This window comes from Enterobacter sp. T2 (genome assembly GCF_010692925.1).
Lineage (GTDB): Bacteria > Pseudomonadota > Gammaproteobacteria > Enterobacterales > Enterobacteriaceae > Enterobacter > Enterobacter kobei.
This window is the reverse complement of record NZ_CP048736.1, coordinates 2625999-2639837: the sequence shown is the minus strand read 5'-3', so window position 1 is coordinate 2639837 and position 13839 is coordinate 2625999. Positions and strand designations below refer to the sequence as shown.

14 protein-coding genes are annotated in these 13839 nt (G+C 48.4%); 9 read left to right on the top strand and 5 right to left on the bottom strand.

From position 1 onward, the window contains the following. Positions 1 to 181: 181 nt before the first annotated feature. On the top strand, positions 182 to 961 hold the full coding sequence (locus tag G0034_RS12640) for an SDR family NAD(P)-dependent oxidoreductase (RefSeq protein ID WP_179120919.1): 780 nt from the start codon (positions 182 to 184) through the stop codon (positions 959 to 961). A 98-nt stretch (positions 962 to 1059) separates the two neighbouring features. After that, positions 1060 to 2079 carry an NADP-dependent oxidoreductase gene (locus G0034_RS12635; RefSeq protein ID WP_179120918.1) on the top strand — a complete coding sequence of 340 codons (1020 nt, stop codon included), beginning with the start codon at positions 1060 to 1062 and terminating at the stop codon, positions 2077 to 2079. A 254-nt stretch (positions 2080 to 2333) separates the two neighbouring features. Here G0034_RS12635 and G0034_RS12630 read toward each other — a convergent pair whose 3' ends face one another. Beyond that, positions 2334 to 3101, bottom strand: a complete 768-nt coding sequence (locus G0034_RS12630; protein ID WP_179120917.1) for an alpha/beta fold hydrolase — start codon at positions 3099 to 3101, stop codon at positions 2334 to 2336. Positions 3102 to 3177: 76 nt separating this feature from the next. Beyond that, positions 3178 to 3999 carry an alpha/beta fold hydrolase gene (locus tag G0034_RS12625; protein WP_179120916.1) on the bottom strand — a complete coding sequence of 274 codons (822 nt, stop codon included), beginning with the start codon at positions 3997 to 3999 and terminating at the stop codon, positions 3178 to 3180. 140 nt (positions 4000 to 4139) lie between these two features. Between G0034_RS12625 and G0034_RS12620 the strand changes: the two genes are divergently transcribed. After that, positions 4140 to 4619 carry a MarR family winged helix-turn-helix transcriptional regulator gene (locus G0034_RS12620; protein ID WP_014884107.1) on the top strand — a complete coding sequence of 160 codons (480 nt, stop codon included), beginning with the start codon at positions 4140 to 4142 and terminating at the stop codon, positions 4617 to 4619. Positions 4620 to 4748: 129 nt separating this feature from the next. After that, positions 4749 to 5408, top strand: coding sequence for a DsbA family protein (locus G0034_RS12615; RefSeq protein WP_047027791.1), 660 nt, complete (start codon positions 4749 to 4751; stop codon positions 5406 to 5408). A 63-nt stretch (positions 5409 to 5471) separates the two neighbouring features. Here the strand turns inward: G0034_RS12615 and G0034_RS12610 are convergent, their stop codons facing one another. The 3 genes from G0034_RS12610 to G0034_RS12600 form a co-directional block, all read right to left on the bottom strand. After that, complete coding sequence (locus G0034_RS12610) at positions 5472 to 6077, bottom strand: hypothetical protein (protein ID WP_032636292.1); 606 nt, start codon at positions 6075 to 6077, stop codon at positions 5472 to 5474. Between the two features lie 275 nt (positions 6078 to 6352). Further along, positions 6353 to 6991 (bottom strand): helix-turn-helix domain-containing protein, encoded by a 639-nt coding sequence (locus G0034_RS12605; protein WP_179120915.1) that lies wholly within the window; start codon positions 6989 to 6991, stop codon positions 6353 to 6355. A gap of 98 nt (positions 6992 to 7089) precedes the next feature. Further along, the gene (locus G0034_RS12600; protein ID WP_045270029.1) at positions 7090 to 7752 is read right to left on the bottom strand and encodes a helix-turn-helix domain-containing protein; all 663 of its coding nucleotides are present in this window, start codon (positions 7750 to 7752) and stop codon (positions 7090 to 7092) included. A 514-nt stretch (positions 7753 to 8266) separates the two neighbouring features. Here G0034_RS12600 and G0034_RS12595 point away from each other — a divergent pair. From G0034_RS12595 to G0034_RS12575, 5 genes are all read left to right on the top strand, one after another. Then, entirely contained in the window at positions 8267 to 8797 is a 531-nt protein-coding gene (locus G0034_RS12595) for a fimbrial protein (protein WP_179120914.1), read from the top strand. 62 nt (positions 8798 to 8859) lie between these two features. Continuing rightward, positions 8860 to 9537: a fimbrial biogenesis chaperone gene (locus G0034_RS12590; protein ID WP_179120913.1), complete on the top strand. Its 678-nt coding sequence runs from the start codon at positions 8860 to 8862 to the stop codon at positions 9535 to 9537. Positions 9538 to 9579: 42 nt separating this feature from the next. Beyond that, positions 9580 to 12108 (top strand): fimbria/pilus outer membrane usher protein, encoded by a 2529-nt coding sequence (locus G0034_RS12585; protein ID WP_179120912.1) that lies wholly within the window; start codon positions 9580 to 9582, stop codon positions 12106 to 12108. Between the two features lie 71 nt (positions 12109 to 12179). Beyond that, complete coding sequence (locus G0034_RS12580) at positions 12180 to 13175, top strand: fimbrial protein (protein WP_179120911.1); 996 nt, start codon at positions 12180 to 12182, stop codon at positions 13173 to 13175. Positions 13176 to 13191: 16 nt separating this feature from the next. Beyond that, entirely contained in the window at positions 13192 to 13707 is a 516-nt protein-coding gene (locus tag G0034_RS12575) for a fimbrial protein (protein WP_080470437.1), read from the top strand. Positions 13708 to 13839 lie beyond the last annotated feature (132 nt).

Genomic DNA, 13839 nt, shown 5'->3' with positions numbered 1-13839 from the left:
AACCAGTTGACTTTATAGATTATGATCATCATCATTAAATCCGTATCTCCGACAGCGCTTCGCAGAGAAAGGCACGCTCTGTCAGTCTGGCTGAGATCAGCAAAGAGAGCCGGATATCTCCCGGATTTACCTGCATCGAACGGTGCAGATTGTGTTTAACATTTGATAAAGAAGATCACACATGACGAAAACTTCAGTTCTCATTACAGGCGCATCGACGGGTATTGGTGCTGTTTATGCGGAAAGGTTTGCAAGCCGTGGACATGACCTGATTCTGGTTGCCCGGGATAAAACAAAATTAGACGCACTTGCCGAACGTCTGAGACAGGAGAAGGGCGTTTCTGTAGATGTCCTGCCTGCCGATCTCACTCAGGCAGCGGAGTTAGCGACGGTGGAAACGCGTCTTCGTGAAGACGAAAAAATAGGGGTGCTGATCAATAACGCTGGCATCGCACAGTCGGGCCATTTTATCGGCCAGACGTCCGAGGCAATTGAGCGTCTTATCGCCCTGAATGTCACCGCGCTGACGAGACTTGCCAGTGCCGCGGCACCAAGGTTTGTCAACGCCGGAGAAGGTGCGATCGTCAATATCAGTTCAGTCGTTGGGCTTGCCCCGGAATTTGCCATGTCGATTTACGGTGCAACCAAAGCCTTTGTGCTTTTCTTGTCGCAGGGATTGCATCTTGAGCTGTCCTCCGCAGGCGTTTACGTCCAGGCGGTACTTCCGGCCGGCACTTACACCGAAATCTGGGAACGTGCCGGTATTGATATCAGTAAGGCGCCCGAGATGATGGAAGTGGATCAGTTAGTTGACGCAGCCCTGGCGGGCTTTGATCGTCGCGAACTCATCACCATCCCTCCTTTACAACACGCTGCCCACTGGGATGATCTGGAGAGGACGCGTCAGGCTCTGCTGGCGGACATCAACCAGGCTAACGTGGCAGAGCGCTACAAAGTGTAGTCAGGGGGATTCGGCATAGGACTGAGTATCGTTTTTTCACTCAGCAACAGCGTTGTTAAGAAACATGCCACAGGCAAACCCGGCAGAGTAAAAGACAAATGAATAAGAAGACGATGAAAGCGTTTACGTTTAAACGCTATGGTAAATCCCCGGGACTGGGGATCGATGACGTCGATTTTCCGTCCCCCGGTGATGATGAAATTCTGGTCAAAGTGTATGCAGTAGGTCTGAACCCAATCGATAACATGATCCCGACCGGCATGTTCAAACGCGTTCTGCATTTCAGTCTCCCCGCGACCTTGGGCAGTGATGTGTCCGGCGTTGTCGTTGCCACAGGACGTCGCGTGACGCGATTCAAGGCAGGCGACGAGATTTTCGCCAGTATTTTTGACAGGGGAACGGGGTCGCTGGCCGAATTTGTCCGGGTGCCAGAAAGCCTTGCGGCGTTAAAACCCGCCAGTCTGGATTTCGTACAGGCCGCGTCACTTCCTATGGTCAGTCTCACCTCCTGGCAAGCGCTGACAGAACGCGCGATGCTGCGAGCGGGGCAGAAAGTATTTATCCCTGCCGGATCCGGTGGAATCGGCAGTTTTGCTATTCAGCTGGCGAAACACTTTGGCGCAACGGTTGGGACGACCACCAGCACAGCCAACATTGACTGGGTGAGCCGCCTTGGTGCAGATGACGTCGTTGACTATAGAAAGCAGGAATTCGAAAAAGTGCTGAGCGGCTACGATATTGTCCTCGGTACTATCAGAGGTGATGCGATTGAGAAATCCACGCAAATCCTTAAGCCGGGAGGGAAAATTATTTCCCTGATCGGGCCGTTAGATGCTGCTTTCGCGCGGGAACGACACCTAAATGTTTTCCTGCGTTTCGTATTAGGGCTGATGAGCCGCAAAATCATGCGGCTGTCAAAAAAGCGAGGTTTGACCTATTCGTTTCTCTTTGTTCGCCCTGATGGCAGCCAGCTCAGCCAAATCGGTGAACTCATGGACGCTGAACTCATCAAGCCCGTAATCGACAAAGTTTACCCCTTTGCCGAAACGAGCGACGCCTTCACCTATCTGGCTCGCGGGCATGCAAAGGGGAAAGTCGTCGTTAAAGTTCATGGGTAATAGCCACGAAGGCTTGAGCGCCGTTGCAGCGGCGGACCGCAGATAATGGTGATGCGCTGAGTGGAACCCTGCACATTGCCGCCCCCTATGCTGCGGACCTTGTTACTGAAGGCGTGGATATTTCGCTACGTTTTGGTGAGTCGGGGGAAGGATGAACCCAATATACGTTGTACTCTGCGCGGGATTAAAACCTGGGCATTACGGATATGGCCACCCCTCAGGCGAGGGGGGCTTTCGGGGCGGGAGAGTGATGTTTACTTCGCCGATTCCTCGATAAGTGTGGCGACATCCTGGGGATGTGAAACCATCACGACATGGGATGCGCCTTTAATCACAACGGTGTGTTTTGATCCCGCGCGTTCAGCCATGAATCGCAAACCCTGGGCGGGGATATTCTTGTCGCCGTCACCGTAAATGAAGTAAGAGGGCAGTTTTTTCCAGGCTGGCGCACCCGATTTTTCAGTTAAAGCCGCTTCGGTAATCGGTCTTTGCCCTGCGGCCATCAGCGCCGCCTCTTCAGCTGAAACGTCATGCGCGAATTGCTGGTGGAACTTCGCCCGATCGATGGAGAGATCGACGCTACCATCAGCCAGCTTCACCGGTGTGGCAAGCGCCTGGCCAAGCGTGCCGCCAGGGAATTTCCCTGCCAGGTCGGCCGCGGCTTCACCCGCGTCCGGAGCAAATGCGGCGACATAAACCAGCGATTTGACATTGTTTGTATCACGGGCCGCGTTCGTAATAACCTGGCCACCATAGGAATGCCCGACAAGGACAACCGGCCCCTTAATGTTGTTCACCACAGAAGAGACGTAAGCCGCATCACCCGAAACACTGCGCAGCGGATTCGCGGCAGCAACGACATTGTATCCATCCTTTTGCAGGATCCGGGTAACGCCATTCCAGCTAGAAGAGTCGGCAAAGGCACCATGAACCAGGACAACGGTCGGCTTAGCGGTTTCGGCGATTGCGCTGGCAGACAGCAGAACGGCGGCAACGGCAAGGGAGGCAGCAAATTTGGACATGATCATTCCTCTTTTCAATACAGTTTAAAGGGTATGCGTAGGGGGGATTGTGGCCTGTCTGAAACAGGCCACCTGGTTAGCCGCGAATAAAGGCCAGTACGTCAGCGTTAAAGCGATCGGCCTCTGTCTCCGCCAGTCCATGTGAACCGCCGGCATATATCGTCAGCGTCGCATTCGCAACGATCTCAGCGGCGCGGTGTGCGGATGCCTTAATGGGGACAATCTGGTCATCGTCGCCATGAATAATCAGCGTAGGGCGATCAATCTGCTGCAGGTCGCGTGTGTAATCGACTTCAGAGAACTCATGGATGCAGTCATATTGCCCTTTAATGCCGCCCTGCAGGCCAATTCTGCGGAAGTTTTCCCGTAACCCGTCATTGGTGGGGACATGGTCACGGTTAAAGCCATAGAACGGAATTGTCAGGTCAAAGTAAAACTGTGAGCGGTTTTTGGCCGTGCCTTCGCGGATAGCATCAAACACCTCAATCGAAGTACCGTCTGGATTGGCATCCGTCCGGAGCATAAGAGGAGGGACTGCGCCGACCAGAACGACTTTAGCCACGCGTGAGGTACCATGACGGCCGATATAATGTGCAACTTCGCCGCCCCCTGTGGAGTGACCCACTAAAATCAGATCCTTCAGATCCAGCGACTCAATCAGCTCAGCGAGATCGTCCGCATACTGATCCATATTGTTGCCGTGGAAAGTCTGGTCTGAACGCCCATGGCTGCGACGGTCCTGCGCGATGACCCGGAAACCATTCTGGCTGAAAAACAGCATTTGCTGATCCCAGGCATCAGACGATAACGGCCATCCGTGAGCGAAGAGGATAGGCTGACCTGAACCCCAGTCTTTGTAAAAAATGCCTGTTCCGTCTTTGGTGATGAAAGTTGTCATTTTGTACTCCTGTTATGTGTTGCATTATTTGTTTGTGTGCGATTTGTTTGTGTGCAAATGAATATGGCAGCCCTTTTTGCCTTTGTCAATCGCTTGCAATTAAATCGTATGCAAATTATTTTAAGGGGACTGGAGGACATATGACTAAACACACTAATTCCGAGGATTCCCTGCCAGATGTGCATGGTATGCTCTGTTTCTCTCTTTACTCTGCGGGACATGCTTTTACTCAGCTCTATCGTCCCATGCTTGATAAGCTTGGCCTGACCTATCCCCAGTATCTGGTGATGGTTACCTTGTGGAATCAGGATGGGCGAACAGTGAAGGAACTGAGTGGAATTCTTTTTCTTGAGTCCAGCACGTTGACCCCTTTACTGAAGCGGCTGGAGACTGCGGGGTTGATCACCCGGACACGTAATCCGAAGGATGAGCGCGAAGTGCTTATCCACCTGACGGAGAAGGGGGAGGCGCTGAAAAGCGAGACCAGCACTATCACGCGCTGTATTGTGGATACCCTGGGGATGGACGCCGACATCATTGCTGACATCAAAGCATCAGTCGATAAGATCCGTGACAAGATCCACCGCGCGCAGAAACCGGACGCCAATGACCTGGCCTGATGGGGTCATTCGGGCAGAGACATACTGTCCATTCGTACGCTCTATGAAACACTGAATTTACTGGAGGGCTGTTTTTCGCATTGAGGAATCTCATTATGATGAGGGCTAATGATTCCCAGGGGATACCACATGCGCATTGACAATCTACAGTATTTTTTTGACCCACTTTGCGGCTGGTGTTATGCCAGCTCGCCCGCCCTGAATTATCTGGCACAACATTACATCGAAAAACTCACGTTAATGCCCAGCGGTCTTTTTTGTGATGAGGGTGCCCGGCACATCACCGCCCAATGGGCAGAATATGCGTGGACAAACGATCGGCGTATCGCTTCGCTGACCGGTCAGCCATTCAGTGAGAGCTATCACCAGCTCCTGAACTCAGGTGCGCGCTTTGATTCGACGTTTATGAACCGGGCACTTACGGCTTTTCATGAAATCAGCCCGGCGGCAGAGGCAGGGCTGCTTCGTGCACTGCAACATGCCCGCTATGTACTGGGGCGTGATACCGCGCAAAGTGATGTGGTGGAAGAGATCGGTATCGCCTGGGCTCGGGAAAATAACGTTGACCTCAACCCTAACGACTTTGCCGGCCGGCTTGATGCTGATAACGCGCTTCGCAGCCTGACGGACGACAGGATCGCTGACGTAAAGCGTCTTATGAATCAAAAAGGTTTCAGCGGGGTTCCGCTGCTGTTGGTTACGGTTGACAGCACTGAGCACATTATCAGCGGCCACGATCTCTACGGTGGAGCAAAAAGCATCGGCGAGGCGCTGGCAAAGCTTGCGTAGCCAAAACGAGGCTTCCGGTTTTACACACCGGAGCTTCGTTTATCACATGTTCGAATGCCCGAATCATTTCTGGCGGGAGAGGGAACGGAAAGAGCAGTAGTACCCTGCAGATGCGATAAGGCAGAGCATATACCCGAATGATTCGCTACCTTCCTCCACGACATTCTTGACCACCCTGACGTAGCTTTTATCGAGTATCGCGTACCATAATTCGTGCATTCCAAACAGCCGGGAGAAAACCAGGACTGCCAGCAGACCACTGAGCATCATGCCGTACCACGGGGTACGGGTATAGTGGGTCAGTTGCGTAAGAGTAAGTCGGAAATGGATAACGGGATAAAGCAAAGCGCAAATAGCGGAAAGTAGTGCAAACCACACCCAACTTCCATGAGCCAGAAGATCAAAAAATGCATCCAGTTCGCGAATCAGCATGGAGAGGAAAAAGCCGCCGATCAGGATGTTGCAATAGCGCATGAATTCCCATTTCTTCGCCAGGAGGAAGTGAATAAATACGATGCTCACTAAAACCGATTCCTGCACAATTTCGGTCAGCGATATCTCCGGTATATCCAGATTAAATAAAGAGATATCCGCCCACAGACAAAGTACGGGCAAGGAGCAGGCTGCTGACGCGAAAAGAAAGAAGAAAAAGCTTTTGAGCACAGACATTAACACCACCACTTTCATTCAAAACACCTATGATAAGTGGCTTCGAACGAAAATCTATTTCACTTTGTGCGCTATAGGCATGAATTTTAAGCATATTGAGCTATTTAGTGAGGGTGCGTTACCTTTCCACATCAGACTTCAGCCTTGCACCAGAAATCCAGGTGGGAACTCGCCAGGGGGATGTTATCACAAGTGTTACTGACAACCTGAGCACCAGGGAGGCTTGCGAGATAGGGGATTATATAAAGAAAGCATTATTTATTACGTTTTTTTTATTAATACTTTTTGGGTAAAACACCTATACTAATAAGCCTGCCCTGCTCAATATTTATGTAACCACCTGACTTTAATGAGGAAAGGATTTTCATTACACCACTGCGTGACAGCGGTGTTTTGTTACGAATATATCTTTCAGCGGTTATGGATCCACGTACAGACTCATCTTCACTCATTAGTTCGTGCAGTTGAGAACAGATTATTTCATACGTTGTAGGGGCCGAGAGTTGCATGCCCACTGTATATAACTTTGCAGCAATAATAAGCATATGATTTGCCAGTGGGCGCCATAGATCTTCCTTTTCAATCAGACCGAGCGCTTCTTGTGCAGAAAGCATACCGATTTTGCATGTTGTCAGTGTTCTGATAAACATACCTTCATACATATTGGTAATGCTGCCTAACCCTAAAACTAACGGGGCCTTACCAATGGCAATGACAATGCTATCTTCCCGACATAATTCAACTTTTCCCTCTGCAATGATATAGCAAAAATTTGCGTTATTACTCGAAATGTATAATGTTCGCCGCGCAGGGTAACTTTTAACAGGTGTATGGGGTAAAAGTTTTTCAACCAACTCACCTGCGTAAAGGGAGGGTATTGAAAGTGGCGTAGAAGCATTGTCGCGAGTGCTCATTTCTTGATCCTGAATATAAAATGCTGAGTCGTAGATTACAAAGTCGAAGGGGAACAACGCAACACTATTTTTTTAAGGATAGCACAACAGATCGAAGTCTAGTATTTTTGCGGTAAATTATTTATTTTAATAAGAATTCCTCGGTTTAAGGTGATACAACCTGCTTCCTTCAGTTTCGAGAGAATACGCATGGTTCCGCTGCGGGAAAGATAGCTTCGATTAAGAATATAAGTTGCAGCTGTCGTATTTAGCCGCAACCTTTCTGGCTCCTGCATTAATTCAACCAGATGAAACCTTATGATTTCGTACGCAGATAGCTGCGAAATCATGGTGCAATGCTGATAAACCCTGCCTGCCGTGTAGAGGATGAAGTAGCACAAATCTTCCCACAAGTTTTCTCTTTCTATCAGGAGAATGAAACGTTCTGAGGGGATACGGCTCAATTTAACATCGCTGGTTGCCCTTCCGTAAAGATGTTCCTGGCGGGCTTTCATGTTACTTACGCCCATAATGAACGGCGCTTGTTCGGAATTAAGGACCATCCCATCTCCACGGCGATAAAGAGTGGTATGACCTTCATGAAGTAGATAGCAAACACGCTTGTTATTATAGCTGTAACGTAAAACCTCGCCTTTTGATACTGAAAAATCTTCTGCGTAGGGGGCCACGATATCGATTATACGTTGGATACGAGTAACTGGCTTCAACTCGGTCGTTGATGTAACCGGCGCGGGGGGCTCAATTGTAAACTTAGCCTTCATGGTAAACTCCATACATATAAATAAAGAAATACGTGTAAGAGATAATTATCAGGCTAATGATCTAAGAATTACACTGGTATGTAATCCATAAGTAGACTGGTTTTTTAACATGCATTTCATATTTAAACGCATGGACTTTATTGTAGCGATGATTTTTAAGTTGAATTGAAATTAAAACTAATGCAAATGGTTGTTAATCATGGTTTTTTCTTTAATCAAAATAAATATTTAAATGTTGTTAATGTCTGAGTCTATAGTTGGTCTCGATAAAATTTGAAAAGGGTTTAAGAATTATCTAAATTTAGCCCCAGCAAGGCGGCCCCATTTTCTCACAGTGTTATGAACTATGTGGTTATCATTTTTCTGCACCAAGTTAGTATTGGCGATTAAATGATTTCAGCTGCCTGCACTTCAATTTGAAGTAAGGAAAAACTGTCGGGGTGCTCACGAGAATAATGATTTATTTCTCGTAGTGGCTTGCAGGTAAATAATTTTATTCTCAAGGAATTAGTAAATGAAAAAGTCTATTATCGCAGTTGCTTTTGCCACTGTTGCAACACTCTCTGCTGCAAATGCTTTTGCTGCCGCCGGCACTGTTAACTTCACTGGTGAAATTCTGGATGCAGCTTGTGATGTTTCTGTTGCTTCTCAGAACCAGACTGTTGCTCTGGGTTCTTACAACAAGTCTGAATTCACCGCTGCTGGTGATGTGACTGCTGCGAAGAAATTCACCATCTTACTGCAAAACTGCCCTGTAGCTGTTACTTCTGCACATGTGCGTTTTGATGGTACACCAGAAACGACCGACTCAACACTGCTGGCAATCGACAGTTCTGTCGCAGGTGCTGCAACAAACGTTGCAATCAATCTGATGACTGCAGATAAAGCTCAGCTGCCACTGCATGGTGATACCGCTTACCGTTACCCACTGGTAAGCACTGCCGACAACAACCTGGATTTCTACGCTCAGTATAAATCAACAGCAGCATCAGTAACCGCTGGTCCGGCAAACTCTGTAGCTAACTTCTCTGTAATCTACAACTAATTTCCTGCCGGGAATTAACTAAGGGTCCGGGGCAACCCGGTCCCTGTTTTTAGAGGTATAAAATGAATTTCCTTAGTAAATCTTTAATTGCCCTGACTATAATGAGTGCTGGTTTCACTGCAGCAAATGCAGGCGTTGTTATTGGAGGCACGCGTGTAATTTATGATGGCAATAAAAAAGAAGCAACCCTCAGCATAAATAATCCTGACAATACGCCTTATCTTATTCAGTCCTGGATTGAGACATTGAACGGTGGCGCTGAGAAAGCTCCTTTTGTTATTACACCTCCGCTATATCGTCTCGATCACGGCCAACAAAACGTTGAACGCATTATCATGGCCGGTGCATTGCCTCAGGATAAAGAGAGCCTGTACTGGCTAAACATTAAATCTATTCCATCCGCGCCGCGTAAAGACAATACGCTACAAATTGCCATTAAAACTCGTATTAAGTTAATTTATCGACCCGCTGCATTAAAAGGTACTGCCCCCGAAGAAGTAGCGGATAAATTAACCTGGTCCGTTGCGGGTAATCAACTTCAGGTCACCAATCCAACAAATTATGTGATGAACTTTAACGAAGTTACCGTCAACGGTAAGAAACTTGATGATGTGACTTTTGTTATGCCTGGTTCAAGCGCTCGCTTTAATTTACCTCAGGGTGTTCACGGCGGTGCTATGACCTTTACCATTATTAATGATTATGGCGGCCCGGGTAAAAAACATAACGCAAACATTTAAAAATAACGACCGCAAAATTAATGGATTCACAGGTAACCGGTGATGATAAGTAGTAATGTTTGTTTAAAACCTGCCAGGCTGGCAATCTTGATCGCGGTCGCTTTAAATGGTTTCATTCCGTTTGCCAGCGCCCGCGACTATTTTAACCCTGAATTGCTGGAGCTTGATAACCCCACGGGCGGTAAAATCGATCTTACCGCTTATGAATCTGGTGCGCAGGCACCGGGGACCTATCACGTTGATATCGTGCTCGATGAACAGCTCGTTGATACCCGTGATATAGAATTTATAGCCGTAAAAGATAAAGATGGGGATGCTACGTTACAGCCCTGTATCAGCGCGGAGTTATTGAAAAGTTGGGGTGTGAAGACGGAACTCTTCCCCGATCTTTCACCAGATTCAAAATGCGCCAATTTGGCAGCCATCCCACAGGCTTCCACTGATTTTCAATTCAGTACTCAGAGACTACTTGTCAGTATTCCGCAGGCGGCTTTGATACCGCAGGCGAGAGGCTATGTTTCTCCCGATAAATGGGACGAAGGGATAACGGCCACGTTGCTTAACTACAGTCTGAGCGGTGCCAGTAATCGGGGACGTGGCAGTAACAGTTCCAATGACAATACTCAATATGCCAACCTACGTCCGGGTATTAATATTGGACCATGGCGCCTGCGCAACTATACAACCTGGAACCGTGACAGCAACGGTCAGGATAAATGGGATACCGTTTATACCTATGCTCAACGCGATATTATTTCGTTAAAAGCGCAGCTCACTGCGGGTGATAGCTCCGCGCCTGCTGATGTTTTTGACAGCATCCCGTTCCGGGGGGCTCAACTTGCCTCAGATGACGATATGTTGCCCGATTCCTTAAAAGGATATGCACCGGTGGTACGTGGCATAGCCCGTACTAATGCGCAGGTGGTCATTCGACAGAATGGTTATGTTATTTATCAGAGTTATGTCGCACCCGGTGCCTTCGAGATTACGGATATGTACTCAACTGGCGGAGCGGGTGATCTTTATGTCACCGTTAAAGAAGCTGATGGTAGCGAGCAGCATTTCACCGTACCTTTTGCGTCACTGCCAGTGCTCCAGCGTGAAGGCCGTTTGAAATATGCTATTACCGGTGGTCAGTACCGTTCCTATGACAACAGCGTAGAAAAGACACCCTTTTCACAGATGACAGCCATCTATGGTTTGCCAAAAGGCTTCACCCTGTATGGCGGTCTCCAGGAATCGAGCAAGTATGAGTCTCTCGCAACTGGACTTGGCAAAAATATGGGCGACCTGGGCGCGGTGTCTGTAGACGTGACCCAGGCCTGGTCAAAACCGCAGGATGAAGCAAAAGCCAGCGGTCAGTCCTGGCGAGGGCGCTTCAGTAAGAACTTCGCTGAGACCGGGACTAACTTTGCTATTGCCGGCTATCGCTATTCGACCAGCGGTTATTATGGGATGCAGGAAGTGCTGGATTCGTATAGCAACAATTACGCACTGATTGACCGCCGCCGTAACCGTATGGAGTTGACGATGAACCAGACACTCGGTGCTGACTTCGGCTCACTGACGCTGGGGGCGGTGCGTGAGGATTACTGGACGTCAGGCAAAACGATGCAATCCATCAGTGCAGGCTATAACAACTCCTGGAATGGTGTTAACTACGGTATCACTTACACCTACAGCAAAAATGGCGCAGCGGATGGCTACAGTGAACAGACTCGCTACGATAAAGATCAGCAGATTGCACTAAACATCAGTATTCCGTTAGAGAAGTTCCTCCCGGGGACATGGGCAAACTACGGCATGAACGCCAGTAAGATGAGTGGCACAACGCATACCGTTGGTCTCAACGGTGTGGCGCTGGAGAACAACGCGCTTAACTGGAGCGTTCAGCAAGGTTATGGCACGGATAATGTCGGCTATAGCGGCACAATGAATGCCGATTATAAAGGGACATATGGTGAAGTCACCGCGGGTTACGGTTATGACCGTAATAGCGATCGCCTGAACTACGGCTTACAGGGCGGTATTCTGGCTCATGCTGATGGGGTGACGCTCTCCCAGCCGCTGGGAGAAACTAACGTACTGATTAAAGCACCGGGCGCCAAAGGCGTAGGCGTTCAGAACCAAAGCGGGGCGAAAACGGACTGGCGAGGTTATACCGTTGTCAGTAACGTCACTCCTTTCCGCAAAAATGACGTGACGCTATCTCCTGATTCTATGCCGGATGACGTCGAACTGGACCTGACAACCAAAACCGTTATTCCAACCCGAGGCGCAATTGTTCGGGCCGACTATGTGGCGAGTGTGGGAATGCGCGCATTATTAACTCTGAAACAGACAAACGGGGAACCCGTACCTTTCGGTGCCATCGTGAGCTCTGCAGGAAACAGTGAACAGGGTGCAATAGTCGGGGATCAGGGACAGGTTTATTTAACGGGTTTACAAGGTAGCGCAGACCTGAGCGTGAAATGGGGCGATGAAACATCACAGCAATGCCGGGCGAGAGTCAATATTCCTGAGACTGCACCAAAAAATGGAATTGCGTCCCTTAATGCGATCTGTAGATAAATTTAACGCACAATAAAATTTATACTGGATTAATTATCAGTATTAATTTACATCTCAGTAATGGTAGGAATATGAAATTATCATTCAGAATATTATTTATATTTCTGACGCTCGCGTCGGGTTATAGCTATGCGGGTTGTAGCAATTTAATTTCTTCTGCAACCCTTAACTTTGGCAATGTGATTGTTCAGCGGGATGCGCCTTCTAACTCGGCGGTCAGTGGGCTAATTTATGGAGTGCAACAGGATGTTGCGACATGTGTTGACCCTAGCGGAACAGGTGTAGCGAATGGAATTGTTTCTGTTTTAAGTACTGCAGGGTCCTATAATGGTAATGCAGTTTTTAATACTTCATTAAACGGCATTGGTATCTCCATGGGGGTCTACGGTGGATTTTACGCCGGTCAGTATGATCAGCCTATGCTTGCGGGCACCACTTACAGAAGCGCAGGGTGGTCATCGGGACCTCCAACCCGTACCTGGACCTATCAGCCCTATATACAATTTGTAAAAACGGCCGCATTAGCGACCTCAGGTTATATTAATCAACAAATAGCTTACTATCGCCCTGAATATGGCTCTACTAATTTTATGGCGGGTGTCAACTCTGGAGTTATACCCCTATATATATCAGGCACTGTAACGGTAGTGGCATGTTCTATAAGCACGCCAAATTTAACGTTTCCTATTGGAGATGTACCTGTTTCTTCTTTTGGAAGCACAGTCGGAACTACCCCAGCGGTTGCTCAGAACACACAGAATCTGGGATTAAATTGTGATGTAGGTGCAAATATTAACGTCAGCCTTTCAGGTACCCAGAATCCCGATATAAGCGATAGCAGCGTTTTGGCTCTAACCGGACAGGGGGGGGCAGGGGTGGCAAAAGGTGTGGGTGTGCAAATTGTCTATAACGGTGCGCCACTGATGCTGAATAACCGAATTGTTCTCAAGACATCCACGGGTGGACAGGAAACGTTCCCGCTGACGGCGCGTTATTACCAGACAAGAACAACAGTATCAACAGGTACGGCTAATGCATCAGCAACCCTGAATTTAACGTATCAATAAGAAAGAAGAGCGACTCATGAAAAAACATTATTTAAAAACCCTGGCGATTGGTTGTTTCTCTTTAAGCATGCTGGCGCATGCCGCTGATCCCGTCACACTGAATATTACGGGAAATATTATTGCCTCCCCTTGCCAAATCAGCAGCGATAGCGTCACAAAGGCGATAGATTTAGGGCAAAATATCCAGGCGTCATCGCTACAGGCTGCGGGCGCGTCCAGTACCTGGGTACCCTTTACGATTAACCTTACCTCCTGCCCGGCAGGGACCACTAAAGCAATAATGACCATGCACGGAGCGGCGGATCCTGCACGGCCGGCAGATCTGTATCTTAGTACTGGCACAGCAACCAACGTTTCAGTCCAACTGCAAATGCAAAGTGGGGAACCAATGGGTGACGGCAAGTCCTATGCGGGGAATATTTCCAGCAATGCATATTCTTATAATATGCAGGCACGCGCTTATTCCGTGAGCGGCGGGGCTACACCTGGCACTATTAGTTCAGTCGTGACGGCAACGTTTGTCTATCAATAGTTATCAGTTCTTCCTGTCTGGTAGCCAAGTTTAGTCGCACCATATCAACACTTCATAACCGCATGAGAAGCTTGTAAAGGGGCGCGTCACGATCTTTTAGCGCTTCTTATGCGATATGGGGTTTAAATACAA

Coding starts and splice junctions, on each gene's coding strand:
- G0034_RS12585 (WP_179120912.1), top strand. CDS start 9,580: ATGATAAGTAGTAATGTTTGTTTAAAACCTGCCAGGCTGGCAATCTTG.
- G0034_RS12590 (WP_179120913.1), top strand. CDS start 8,860: ATGAATTTCCTTAGTAAATCTTTAATTGCCCTGACTATAATGAGTGCT.
- G0034_RS12600 (WP_045270029.1), bottom strand. CDS start 7,752: ATGAAGGCTAAGTTTACAATTGAGCCCCCCGCGCCGGTTACATCAACG.
- G0034_RS12575 (WP_080470437.1), top strand. CDS start 13,192: ATGAAAAAACATTATTTAAAAACCCTGGCGATTGGTTGTTTCTCTTTA.
- G0034_RS12640 (WP_179120919.1), top strand. CDS start 182: ATGACGAAAACTTCAGTTCTCATTACAGGCGCATCGACGGGTATTGGT.
- G0034_RS12605 (WP_179120915.1), bottom strand. CDS start 6,991: ATGAGCACTCGCGACAATGCTTCTACGCCACTTTCAATACCCTCCCTT.
- G0034_RS12635 (WP_179120918.1), top strand. CDS start 1,060: ATGAATAAGAAGACGATGAAAGCGTTTACGTTTAAACGCTATGGTAAA.
- G0034_RS12625 (WP_179120916.1), bottom strand. CDS start 3,999: ATGACAACTTTCATCACCAAAGACGGAACAGGCATTTTTTACAAAGAC.
- G0034_RS12610 (WP_032636292.1), bottom strand. CDS start 6,077: ATGTCTGTGCTCAAAAGCTTTTTCTTCTTTCTTTTCGCGTCAGCAGCC.
- G0034_RS12580 (WP_179120911.1), top strand. CDS start 12,180: ATGAAATTATCATTCAGAATATTATTTATATTTCTGACGCTCGCGTCG.
- G0034_RS12630 (WP_179120917.1), bottom strand. CDS start 3,101: ATGTCCAAATTTGCTGCCTCCCTTGCCGTTGCCGCCGTTCTGCTGTCT.
- G0034_RS12615 (WP_047027791.1), top strand. CDS start 4,749: ATGCGCATTGACAATCTACAGTATTTTTTTGACCCACTTTGCGGCTGG.
- G0034_RS12620 (WP_014884107.1), top strand. CDS start 4,140: ATGACTAAACACACTAATTCCGAGGATTCCCTGCCAGATGTGCATGGT.
- G0034_RS12595 (WP_179120914.1), top strand. CDS start 8,267: ATGAAAAAGTCTATTATCGCAGTTGCTTTTGCCACTGTTGCAACACTC.